The organism is Brevibacillus brevis (genome assembly GCF_022026395.1).
Classification (GTDB): Bacteria; Bacillota; Bacilli; order Brevibacillales; family Brevibacillaceae; genus Brevibacillus.
Window position 1 is genome coordinate 764,343 of record NZ_CP041767.1, and the last position, 12,784, is coordinate 777,126.

At 38.4% G+C, this 12,784-nt stretch carries 10 protein-coding genes; 4 read left to right on the forward strand and 6 right to left on the reverse strand.

Going from position 1 to position 12,784, the window contains the following annotated elements:
- Positions 1 to 462: 462 nt before the first annotated feature.
- From FO446_RS03985 to FO446_RS04000, 4 genes are all read right to left on the reverse strand, one after another.
- Positions 463 to 975: an SMI1/KNR4 family protein gene (locus FO446_RS03985; protein ID WP_237899963.1), complete on the reverse strand. Its 513-nt coding sequence runs from the start codon at positions 973 to 975 to the stop codon at positions 463 to 465.
- Positions 976 to 1,390: 415 nt separating this feature from the next.
- Complete coding sequence (locus FO446_RS03990) at positions 1,391 to 1,900, reverse strand: SMI1/KNR4 family protein (RefSeq protein WP_047072196.1); 510 nt, start codon at positions 1,898 to 1,900, stop codon at positions 1,391 to 1,393.
- Between the two features lie 20 nt (positions 1,901 to 1,920).
- Positions 1,921 to 2,940, reverse strand: coding sequence for an HNH endonuclease signature motif containing protein (locus FO446_RS03995; RefSeq protein WP_221866839.1), 1,020 nt, complete (start codon positions 2,938 to 2,940; stop codon positions 1,921 to 1,923).
- A gap of 337 nt (positions 2,941 to 3,277) precedes the next feature.
- Positions 3,278 to 3,475: an aspartyl-phosphate phosphatase Spo0E family protein gene (locus FO446_RS04000; protein ID WP_221866840.1), complete on the reverse strand. Its 198-nt coding sequence runs from the start codon at positions 3,473 to 3,475 to the stop codon at positions 3,278 to 3,280.
- Positions 3,476 to 3,702: 227 nt separating this feature from the next.
- Here FO446_RS04000 and FO446_RS04005 point away from each other — a divergent pair, with 227 nt between their 5' ends.
- The 4 genes from FO446_RS04005 (at position 3,703) to FO446_RS04020 (ending at position 10,225) form a co-directional block, all read left to right on the forward strand.
- Entirely contained in the window at positions 3,703 to 4,995 is a 1,293-nt protein-coding gene (locus FO446_RS04005) for a helix-turn-helix domain-containing protein (protein ID WP_237899965.1), read from the forward strand.
- 506 nt (positions 4,996 to 5,501) lie between these two features.
- Positions 5,502 to 6,155: a lysozyme inhibitor LprI family protein gene (locus FO446_RS04010; protein ID WP_221866841.1), complete on the forward strand. Its 654-nt coding sequence runs from the start codon at positions 5,502 to 5,504 to the stop codon at positions 6,153 to 6,155.
- 671 nt (positions 6,156 to 6,826) lie between these two features.
- Positions 6,827 to 8,023: a hypothetical protein gene (locus tag FO446_RS04015; protein WP_237899967.1), complete on the forward strand. Its 1,197-nt coding sequence runs from the start codon at positions 6,827 to 6,829 to the stop codon at positions 8,021 to 8,023.
- A 6-nt stretch (positions 8,024 to 8,029) separates the two neighbouring features.
- Entirely contained in the window at positions 8,030 to 10,225 is a 2,196-nt protein-coding gene (locus FO446_RS04020) for a tetratricopeptide repeat protein (protein WP_237899969.1), read from the forward strand.
- Positions 10,226 to 10,486: 261 nt separating this feature from the next.
- Here the strand turns inward: FO446_RS04020 and FO446_RS04025 are convergent, their stop codons facing one another.
- Both FO446_RS04025 and FO446_RS04030 read right to left on the reverse strand, forming a co-directional pair.
- Positions 10,487 to 10,984 (reverse strand): hypothetical protein, encoded by a 498-nt coding sequence (locus FO446_RS04025; RefSeq protein ID WP_229087942.1) that lies wholly within the window; start codon positions 10,982 to 10,984, stop codon positions 10,487 to 10,489.
- Between the two features lie 188 nt (positions 10,985 to 11,172).
- Complete coding sequence (locus tag FO446_RS04030; RefSeq protein WP_173610586.1) at positions 11,173 to 12,708, reverse strand: thiol-activated cytolysin family protein; 1,536 nt, start codon at positions 12,706 to 12,708, stop codon at positions 11,173 to 11,175.
- Positions 12,709 to 12,784 lie beyond the last annotated feature (76 nt).

Consider the following 12,784-nt stretch of genomic DNA (forward strand, 5'->3'; position numbering starts at 1 on the left):
AATGGTCTCGACAAAATTCATTGTATTTCTATTTGGAAAAATAAACAAGTGTACCCAAATGTAAGTTATTTTGTAGAAGAATGTTGCTAGAATGATGAAATAGCTTAAAAAATTTTTGCAGTATGGTGGGGTATAATATTTGGGGAAATTTTTTCTCTGACTGATGTGAATTTGATGTGAAATGCTAACATCACACAGTAGATTGACGTATAGAAGAACATGAGGGTAATAGAAGAATCTTTGACTTTAAAGGATTAGATTAGATTGTAACAGTAGGTGGGTAAACGAGGTGTGACCCCGCATACAGGGCATGTGGAGTGCGTAATATTGATGAAATTAAGGGGCTAGCCGATTAAGGCTAAGCCCCCTTCTTAGTGGGTTTTGGAAGTTGTAACTGATTTCAGTAGAACCATTAACTATTCGCCCGTCCTGAAGACACACTATAAATGGCGTCCTTTTTTCTTACTCTTCCTCCTCAATGGTTCGATCCCAAAACTCAATTCCGTCATGCTCAATAAGTTGTTCCAGCAACTCTGTGAACGTCAGGTCTATGTCGATAGTATCGTCTGGTAGTATCGATCCAACCCATGTGAGGTAACCTTTGCCACTATGTATTCTGTCTTGATCCACACATATACAACTATTTGAGTTATCGCTCCAAACGATAGGATAGTAAGGATGGTCGATGCTGTAGGCTTTCCAGTACCCAATGACGAGCTCGGTACTTAGCACATCATAACCCCCAGAGTTATGCTTGGCGCCCTTGAATAGTTTTGCACTTTCGTAGTGGCTTAAAAAACTGACGTAATCCTCTGGTAACTCAAACGATTTTAATTTCTCCTTTATATCTGTGATAGACTCGTTCGAGATGTAGAATGTAAATTGATATTCCTCGTTTTTGATATGCACGTTCCCGTCTACACTTGTCTTACTTCCCCTGATCTTACTAATGAGGGCTTCAAAAGGATTACTCACAGGATCACATCCTTCAATGACAGTCCAATTTTATACTAGTTTCTTCGATAACTTCTCCACCAATCAGTGACATCAAATATATAAAGTCCTCCTAGCTCCCAATGCTCTCGGTCATATGGAGATATTTTATCAATCTCTTCGACAAATTTTTCTACCTTGATATTAAAAACATCCAACCCTTTAAACGAGGTAACTTCCTATAAAATTTGCTTTCCCGTTGGCATTGTACTCTATGTGAAAGTAGGGGGCAGATTCAATTTGTTTAGAGTAAGCTTAAATGAATGCTTCCACATCTTCCTTACAACTAGAGAAGTCCCTCTGAAACGTTGATGTATCAAGAGTTTCGATATTAAAAAATGGGGTGTCTCTCAGTCGAAAAAATCGACTTTTGAAACACCCCCTTCTTTATTTCCACTTACCAAGTCCAAAACTCTGTTCCTTGAGCAATGATTAATCTTTCCAACCAAGTTTCAAAATTCATATTTAAGTAATAACCTTCTGAGACTGAAACATCATCATGATTAAAACAAACTAAATAGTTGTTTTGACCATCCTTGACTCGGTTAGAATCAATAAAGATGTAATCACCATTGTTAATCGAGATAGGATACCAATGCACAGGCATATAATCGAGATGATTGTCCTTAATTTCATCTAGACTCAGTAACTCATATCCCCCGCCATATCTTACACTCTTGAACAGCCATGCTCCATTATGGATTAGGAGAAAATCCTTATAGTCAGTTGGTAAGTGCCAGTGAGTGCTCCTTAAAAACTCCTCAATTTCTTCCGCATTAGCAGGAGGGTTAAATGTAAAATGGGCTGTATCAACTTTTCCATTTCTATTTTGCACTAATAATCGATTACTATTATCGAGTCTTTTTTTAAACCCTTCCAATACCAATTCAGATAAATTGTTCTTCAAGGAGAATCACCTACTATTCTTTAATAGTCATCACCAGAGGGTACATACTTACCATAACTAGCCCACCAAGGAGTAACCTCTTTTCGGTGGAAGTCTTTTGGTAACGGAATTAAATTATCATAGCTGTTATCCCCACCGTATGCAAGGGGAATAATGTGATGAATATCTACGTCATCCCAACTGAAATCGGGGGTGCCATATTTATTCTCATACCAATCAATATATAAGCCTCTCTTGCCAGATTCTCTAGGCTCTCTTTGATTATTAGGAACCCAAGCGAGATCGGCTTCATCAGGCTCAAACATCTTTATTCTGCTATGCGAGTCTCTATACTTAGGATATTCGATACCCTTTTTGTTAAGCAAAAATTCTTTTCCTACCTTATGGTCTGCATCGGTTTTCCCATTGGGCCATGTTGCTAATGATGTGCTTACAGTCCGCCAAAAATTTGTATCTACAATGCTGACTGGATCGCTTACTTTCATTGCTGTTTCTTTTATTTCGGGAGCTGTAAAGGTGTAGTGAAAAACATCTTCATCACGGTATGATCGTTTCCGATTAGTTGAAGACTCCAATGTTACTTTCCCGGTAATCAGTGCCACCCTGGCAACATTGATATCCTCAATTTCTACATACGAAACGATTTCTTTGTTTCGTTCATCTATTATCAGACCCGCTACAAGTTTAACACCTGAACCTCCTGTTTTTGAACGAAGGGAGACTTCCTCACCTGTATTTTCTTCCAGATGTAACTCCTGAACTTCATACTCTGATATTTCGAAATTCTTGTCTAGTTTTTCTCCGGTTTCATCTTCAAGTTCTTCAATTGCCGCTAGATGAATTGAAGAAAGTTCCTCTGTGTTTAAAAGTTCACCTGTACCAGAATCAATAGTAAGTTCAATTTCCGTTGAAGGAAGTTTTTTTAGTTCACCTCTTTCTATTCTTTCTTGGATGTTGTCCTTAGAATTTTCCGCATACGAACCAGATGGACTTATTAAAAGCACAGAGAAAGCGAGTAAAGTTAGAAAGTATTTCTTCACTTAATAATCCTCCTAACATTTAATTTGGTGCGTTCTTTTAGATGTTTTTTTCTATGAATCTACCTGTTCTAAGGGGATGACGCTAGATTTTTCCCTTACTACACTTGCTCACATGCTTTCTTCATCAGTTTTGATTTAATTACCAGAACGAGCAAATGCTCCGCTATGTTTTTTAGGTCTATTTCGTAAAAATCTCCTACTTTCTAATCTGAATATCTCATGATAGAGTTAATCATAGGAGTTTCAAGTGCTCCTATAGGGCGTTCCTGTTGCCGGGAAGCAAAGGGGGAACGTCCTATCTTGTTGATTTGCCTTCTCAAAACAAGTCCATTCACTTTTAAAATTTACCTCCTTTCTGATTAGTAAGATTTCTTCGTTGGCACTCTAAGATGTACTCATCCAGTTCTTGACTTATCTTCAACACATCGGAGTCTGTCAGTTTGCCCTGTTGTTTGAAGACTTCTTTAAGCTGATATTGTAGAGTCTTGATGATTTGTGTAAGGTCTTCGTTGCTTACTTCTTGCCATTCAACCATCGTTATCAGTCCCCCATAGTCTCACCTCCTCTTTTTTCACTATAGCACCTATATCAAAAAAACCATGGGAAAATTTTCCTTGATACATTTGACATTATTCGATGATTTTCGCAAATTTCAGTCGAAATATGTCTGTTTGTTTTTGTTGAATTAGCAAACATCAACTTGCTATAATCCTACTCGATTGCATTGTAAAAAAAAGGAAGTTTGTGTTGTGGAGGGATATAGTGCAAAAGAAAACAATTGGGGACATGTTGTCTGAGAGCCGAAGAAATAATGGCTTGTCTTTTGCTGAGTTAGAAGATAGAACTGGTGTAAGTAGGGGCGTACTACAAAAGATTGAGAGCGGAGAGACAAAACGCCCTGAATTTAAAACAGTGAAGTCGATAGCCGCTCTATTTCCGTACTCGTATGAAGAAATTATTGAAGGATACCTTGAGGATGAGACTAGGATTGAGACGTTATTTGAAATTCTTCAAGAGGTCATTCAGTGTGAATATTCTTCATTAGTGGAAAGAGTATCATTGAAAATTCTCCAATCGCCGAATGAAAAGATAGAGAAGGCATTAGAGCGACTGTATAACTTTTCTGATTCGACTGCTGTAATAGCAATAAATAACGAAATACGCTTAGCTCTCTTTAAGGTCATCGCAAATTATGCACGACAGTGCGGAGAGCCGAAATACATTGCAAAAGCTTTATTTAAGAGATATCTAATTGAACGAAATGATCTCAAAAAACTAAAGGAAACCTTTTGCAATGGGGAGGAAATTTTACACTATGTTGACTTCCTATCCCATGACGAAAAGATTACATTTTATTATCGAATGGCGCTTCATGCTCATAACATTGAGGACTATAACAAATGTATTGAACTGGGGAAAACAGGTCATCTCGAAGATAAGACAAGTAATACATTAAAAGAACAGGTTGCATTAGCTATATGCAACTCATACCTATTCTTAGGAAAATATAGTAACTTGGAAGAACACCTGAATATTTATGAAGAATTGAAGTACACGCAGATTATTAAACGGTTGAAGTTTTACCGCGCCATTATTCTATCTCGGACAGGGAAATATAGCGTTGCTATTCCTATGTTGTATCAGTGTGTAGAAGAAGTAACTGATAGTAATCGTTTACATCGAGTAAATATGCTTTTGGAAGCTTTATTTAAAGTCAATGATCTTGATTCAATTAGCAGTATTCTAGGGTCAGAAGAGAGTAAATTATTACTTCAGTACACCGATCCATATCAATATTCCGAACTAGGAAGGTACTACAAATACAAAGGCAGATTTTTGGTTAAGAGGGGTTGTTTTGATGAAGGAATGGAGGCTTATCTAAATAGTATATTGTATTACGCTAAGATAAGTGATTATAAAAGTATTTTGCAATGTTACAATGAGATACATTCTCATCATTACACACATGAAGAAATGATGAAATTGGAACTTATAGGAAATCTGAAAGAAGTATATAATGAAGTATATAAGGAAAGCGAAGCGAGGGATGAATGATGAAAAAGTTAGTAATGAATATTGTAACCTGTTCTGTTATAATCTCGTTCTCTGTCTTGACAGTAACTACTCCTAATGTTAGGAATGAAATTGAACATGGAACTAACGTTTCTCCAATAAAAACTATAAAGTTATATTCGGATAATCCCGGACATTAATAAACGAAATCCAAAGGGGAAAGTGATGAACAGGCTTCTCATGCATATATTTATGACGGTGTTCTTAGTTGCTGTGCCTCTAACTATTCAAGCAAATGAGGTGCAAAACATTCCAAACCATTCTCAAGTAGTTTCCTATGGTACTGACCCAGGGTGGTAAAATCGGATGCTTTGTTCTTGTGTAACAAAAGCACTTTGACAACTATTGCCAAGGTGCTTTTATTCATCTTCTCGGCACAAATTATCAACAATACCTACTGAGACGAAAAGGATGCATCTGTCGAGAGCTAATCTAGGATATGCGCCATTACCGGTAAATAGTAAAGATAATAGTTAAGGAGATAATTTATGAAAGGTAAGATACTCTTATTACTTTTTATTACGATAATGTGTTCATCTTGTCAAAATAGTAGTCAATCGACTACTTTGAACGGCGAAACTAAATCAATAATGAATTCTGAACGGCCTCCTGATGTAGTGAGTACAGGTAATGGAACAGAATCGAAAGAAATAACTGAAGGTCGATCAGATCCTTCTAACAATGAAGTGTTATCTATGAACATTGGGAACTATGATTTGACTGGAGAATTTTATGATGAAATGCTTCGGAATCCTATCGATCATGATTATGAAGTGGAATTTAATGAATTTCAAAATTCCAAAGAGATTATTACAACATTGGGATGGGGGGCTTTGGAAAGCAAATATACAGAGATTTGGGATAAAGAGTTGAATCAAATATATAAAAAGCTTCTTTCTAAGTTGGATAGAGAACCAAGAGAAGCACTAATTGAATCGCAGAAAGAATGGTTACAGTATCACTTAAGGGAAACAAAATTTGTAGAGAAGACATTTATTGATAATCGTTACCTTGGATCACAAGGATCGGTAAGCCTGGGCAGGGCTATACGGGAGAGAATTAGGGAAAGAACAATGCAATTATTTGAATATCGATATTTGCTAGATCGTGAAGTTGAGTTTTTATACCAAAGTAAAAAATAGTGTTGGAATCTTGATCAAAGGTTTTTAGGTGATGCTTCGAAGACAGTAACGGCGCATAACACTGTATTCACGCTGCGGGGCTACCACCCCTACTGTCTACTCGTCACATGTGGAGTGCTGTACACTGTTAGTACGGAAAAATGAAAGCAAGAAGCATTGGTGTCTAGACCCTTCCTAAATGAGGAAGGGTTATTTGTAATAAATTTAATTCATAATGGAAGCGATAAGACTCTTAAGATATAAAGGGTGGAGTAATGTGGGAGATTGGAAAAGCATTCCCCTACGCTCGCCTCGTAACAAAGGCTAAACATCCCTAGTTAGCGTAATTTTTAATCCTCATTTACCAACCTTCGTTTTCTTTTGTTTTTCCGAATATATTTTATTTTCAAAAAAATCAAAAGATTGTTGACAGTCAGAAAAATACAAGCTATCATTACCAGTATATACCATACATTCGCGAATATGGTATAAATAACAATTTATCGGAGGCATTATTATGAAAAAAATTACTGTGCAAAAAACCGAGCCTGTAAAATTGACTTCAGTAGCTAACACAATGTACGACTGCACATGTATGGAAGCATAAGATTTGTCAGTAACACGGAAAAGTGGGGCATTTGCCCCTCTTTTTCAATTATGAAGATAGCATGACAACATCCGGGAGGAAAGTCATGAACGAAAATCGCATGATCCAATTACACCCGTTAACATTTCTGGAGGATAAGCAAGGAGTCCTGATTGGGCGGTTTGGAACGGATACGTTTGCTGTTTTTCCTGAGGATGGAGCAGCACTTGTACGAAAACTGCAAGAGGGCATGGGGGTTGCCGAAGCGCATTCCTGGTATCAAGATACCTACCACGATGAAGTGGACATGGATGATTTTTTGCAGACATTGCGTGACCTGACATTTATTTGTGATGTTGAGGAAAAGGAAACGAAAGCGCAGAAAGTATCGGGGCAATGGTTGGGTAAGCTAGCTTTTTCTCCACTTGGTTGGCTGATTCATGGTGCCATCATAGCCTGTGCCTTGTGGTTGTTATACCAATATCCACAGATTCGTCCGGGTCGACAAAGCATCTTATTTTCTGAATACGCCATGGTGATTTTTCTTGGCATGACGATCGGTCAGATTCCAGGGATCTTGTTTCATGAAATGATGCACATGCTTGCCGGACGAAGACTGGGTATCCCGTCAGAACTAAGTATAGGCAGAAGAATGTACTTTTTGGTCTTCACTTCTTCCATGCCAGGTATTTGGGGATTCCCAAAACGAAAGCGTATTCTTCCATTTTTAATTGGAATGTTCGGTGATATTTTGTGGTATTCCTTATTGGTGATCGTTGCTGGTGCAATTTGGATAAATACAGGTGAGAAGACAATCATAGCTGCATATTGTATGGGACTAGCATTTACAACACTGTTGCGTTTCTTCTGGCAATTTTATTTTCATCTTCAAACAGATATCTATTATTTAATGATTACGATGTTGGGGTGTGTAAATCTTCAGGAGGCTACACGTTCCTATTTGAAAAATATATGGTATGGACTAATTGGAAAAAAGAACAAGATGGTCGATATGTCCAAGTATACGGAACGGGATCATCAGGTAGCAAGATGGTACAGCTTTTTTTACGCAACTGGCTGGATGATGATGGCAGGAATGATACTCTATATGATTCCGGTCGCTATTCAACTTTTAACGAATATTTTTCTCTCCATATTTACAGGAGAAAATATGAAATTCTGGGATTCCGTTGTTTTCTTGTCTATAACGGGAATCCAGTATGGAATTGTATTTTATCTATACCTAAAAGAGCGTAGAAACAAAAGGGAAATTCGGAATTTATCAATGGAGCAGAGGGGATGAGTCGAAATGAAACAATCGATTACACACCAATGGCTGATTGGATCTCGACGCAGCGACCGAGAAAAGAAGTACTTCGAAGAGCAATACTCCACATGTTATGTCAGCAATTGTCATTGCAATCTTAGAGGACCCTATACAGGTACTGGTGACCTTCTGCGCCAGATTATTCCAGAAGCTTATTCGAAATGGCCAGACCTGATTTTATCACACTGCATCGAGATCTTATCCATAGCACCAGAACTGAAAGCAGTCATTCCTGTTAGTGTAGAAACACTTACCTCTCTTGCTATTCCGAAAGAGAGAACACGTTATTATTCGAAATTGCGTACACTTCGCATGTCGAATGGTTTGATCGATCTTTTATTGGCATTAGCAAATCGGGAACGAATGGGAAAATTGACCCTGGTTTTTGAAAATGTGCAGGCCTGTGATCAACTTGATGCAGAATTTATAAGTACACTTCTGCGTCGTGTGAAGTCTGACCTGATTCAGGTGATCGTAAGTTCAAGTGAAATAGTGGAAAAGGAAGCCCTGAAAAAGGCGTTACAAACGTATACGGAGCCTACTACTATTCTTTCTGACATCGAACAAGATAGGGGGATAGTAAATCTATCTGACGAACAGCGACTTGAGCTAACGAAACGATACATATTTTCTGACTGCACATCAGATTGTGAGCAGGAATTGCTCGCCTATGAAGCAACTCCTATTGAAATTCGTCAGAGCCTTCACGAAGAGCGGGCAGAATCTCTTAGAAAAGAAGAGCAGTGGTCACTGCACTTAGGCGCCATTCCGTTTCACCTGGAGCGCGGTACTTCTGAGAAATTGGCAAGCGAAGCGTTGTTTAAAGCAGTTAGTTATAGCATTAACATGGGTTTTTACGATGCGACTATCGATATGAGCCTACGTGGCCGGAAACTGACGAATTGGAGCAGCGAATTTGATAATAGCCGGTATTTTACAATGAAAATGGCTACGTCTCTGGCTGCATTGGGTGAAACTGATGATATACCGACGCTTTTAGGAGAAGTGTACGCAAACACTGATGATTTTAGAGTTCATATGCAAATTTCATATGGATTTTCGATGTACTATACGAGGCATCACCGAGAACGAGAACACGAGAAGGCGAGAGAATGGATACAAAAAGCCATTGATTTGGCAGAATGGATTGAAGATGAAAAAGAACGTGCATTTCAACAAGTATTTAACCAAAATGGATTGGCTTTAGTAGAGTTACATATGGATAATCCTGAAGAAGCGCTTCGATTGGTTACGGAAGGATGGCAAAGGTTAAATCAGACTCTTGCTCCTGATGAACATCTGTTGCATCGCTCGGTGTTGCTTCATAATAAAGGGCTGATTTACGTAGCTTTAAAAAGGTTTGAAGAAGCAGCTGAAACATTTAGCCAAGTGATACAGATTGATTCCAATTATCCAGAATATTACTTTGATCGTGGAAACCTTTATAGCCGAATGGGGAGACTGGATGAAGCCATTAAAGATTATAACCAAGCGGTAAAGCTTAGTCCTCCGTTTCCAGAGGTTTATTTCAATCGAGCTACTGCCTTCAATCGTCTTGGAGATGTGGTGAAAGCAATGGCGGACTATGACTACTTGCTTGAAATAGACCCCGAAAATCTTGATGGATTACTTAACAGAGCTACATTATTGTATCAAATGGAGAAATTAGAAATGGCCCGAAAAGATGCTGAATTCGGTTTGGAAATAGAGCCTGATCATGCGCGGCTCCTGTGTACACTAGGTTTAATTGAAATGTCGGATGGCAATAATGATCAAGCACTAAAAACGTTTACCGCTGCCCTAAACAAGGATAGGGAAATGATGGCCGCTTGGACAAATAGGGCTGTCCTGTACTGTGAGATGGGGGAGTATGACAGGGCCATAGCTGATCTAACTGAAGCTATTGCACTAGAGAAAAATGCAACCGTCCTTTACAACCGTGCATGGGTGTATGAAGCACAGAAGGAGTGGCAATTATCCATTTCCGATTATACAGAGGCCTTAGCGTTTTCTGATGCAGACGAACAAGATATTTACTATCGGAGAGGCTTGTGTTTTATCAAAATGGGTGATAGGGAACTTGGCACGGAAGATTGGAACAAGCATCTCATGTTTGGAGAATCACCGCATGTGAATGAAATGATGCAACTGTTACCCTCCCTGTTCGTTTCGAAATAATGAAATATTTTGTGAGATGATATGTGACTTACTTATAGATTGGGTGGGAAATACATCATATTTATTCTCACTGGATACTCGACACATGTGGAGTGTTGCTCACTGTTGGTCAGGAAAACTAATAATGGAGAGGTATTGGCTTAACAGAGAGGTGAAACCCTCTCTGTTTTTTATAACGCAAATAATCGAAGCGAATTCATATAACCAAAAAGAGGGGGAAAAGGGCAGTAGCGCATATTGGCCTTTTCCCCCTCTCAAATTTTACTTCTTCTTGGCGGGTGACCATTTGAAGCCGCAATTCATACAGCCGTTTACGATTTCATTTCTACCGACAAAGCCAACTAGGATGCTGACAGGTATAGATAAACCGATTGAAATTTGACAAATTATTACAATAATAGCGAGAATAATTTCAGTCAAATCATATGGTGATTGATTCATGAGTAATACCCATCCTATTAATCCTACTATTACAAGCAATAAGGTAGGGAGCAATACCATCCATCCAAGAGTTTTAAACAGGTTAACGAAGCTGTAGCCTTTCTTGTTGGCTACAATTTGCGGTGACTTACATTTGCGGCACAAAACGGTGTTAGGACTGTTTGTTCCGTTGTTTTGACTCCCTGCCCCTCCTTGGTTTGTTGCCCTATTTACCTGTGAGACAGCCGGCCTTGTTTGACCACCTACCGTCCTATTCGCTTGGTTGGTGGCTGACTTGTTGGGTTGATTAAGTGTTGTCCTAGAGGTACGTTGTTGCATTCTACGAACTCCTTTCTGACTGCAAATGCATGCAGGAATAAAGAACTATGACTAATTTCGACAAAGTTTTCCAATTACCCTGTTTTTAGCCCCATTTTGCGTTGTACCTTTTCCTCCTGCATAGGAATAAGAAAAAGAAAAACGACTGAAGTCCTAATAAAAAGGATTTCAGCCGTTTCTTTTCATAACTATTTAAATGTAATACCACCTGTTGGGTTTAATGTCGTTCCGCCAATTTCAACTTTAATTTCATTCGATAATGGAATGTTGTACTCATCAATAACGGTTCTCCACCACTCCCAAGCAAGGCCGGTACATTCTTTCGCAAAAATCCTTATGTTCTTTGCATTAGGTGGCAGAGGAATGACTGTCGTGAAAGGAGCGGTTCTGTCTTGGTTGCTTCCTTCCCACGTTTTATGTGTGAGTACTTCTTCCCCATTTTTATCATAGGAAACTTCATCCCAGGATACATCAAATTGAGCGACATACCAGCCATAATGACCAAGCGATATTTTACCTTTTGAATATTCTGTAGCGGTAGTCTCAATATAATCTGTATTGTTATGAACGGCAGCAATGGCATTATCTTTTAAGAAAACACTTGTATAGGAGATTGGATATGCTGGGTTCTTCAGGCTAAATTCCGCATTATCCTTGATGATATTCCGGATTTCACTAAAGTCTTTTGTAACGACCTTGTTATGCTCTTGTGAATCTCCGCCTAATACTACAGCTGTAAAGGAACTGTCTTCAAAAATATCCTTGTACTCGGCATTCGTTTCTACATTGGCCGTATTCTGAAGCAAGGCTTTAAAGGCTGCTTTTACATCTTTGCTCTTAGAGGTTGTTTCTAATTTTACATAAATGGTTCTACCATAAGCTACATTGGATACCATAACAGGCGGGGATTCGTCACTGACCCCTTTACGTTTTAAATCTTTAAAAGTAACACTATCATCAAAAAGATCGGATGGATCGTTAGGCAGTTCTGCACTTACCGTATAAAATATTTGTTTATATGCCGCAACCATCACTTTTTTCTCTCCACTAGCAATCGCATGAAAGTCAATTCCTAAGGTAGAATCAAGATATTTCGCGTTAACATTCAGAGCGCTACCAATTTGAGATTTGCTATAAACCATTGATTCTGCATACTGCAATCGGGCAGGTAAAGTATGTGTTGACGAATAATTATCGCTCCATTTTGATACAAGCTCATCTACTGCTCCAGAAACATTCCCGTATGTTGGATTATCCACAGTAATGGAATTTTCCTTTTTCAATCCTGGTAAATCAATACTAATCGTTAAAGGTTTTCTTGGTACCAGTAATAAACTCGGTTTATTTTCTGCAAAAGCTCGATTTGCAAGTTGTAGTGCTCCTGGGTAAGTGCGATTAGCCATAGAATCAATAATGGAAATATCTACTGGAGAAGTGGAAAGTGACTTCTTTTTACGTTCGACGACGATAAACTTACCATGTGGATTGAGTGCTTCTTTTGGAACAAAACTATCTATCTCATCACCACTTACTGCTAAAATTTCGTCATTATCATAGTCCAAGTCTGCTATACCGGTATTAATGTCATCTGCATTGCTTGTTTCACTGACTTCACTAGAATCAACTGTTTCGGCAAAGGAGATAACTGGATAATTAACAGTCGCGAAAATAACAGATAAACTGGCGATTACTTTTAAAATTCTAGTATGATTTCGAATCCTCATAAGATATACCCCTTTGAGATGTGAGCATAACGTCAATTATTATACTCCCATTAAATATATTTTTTGGAATACTAAC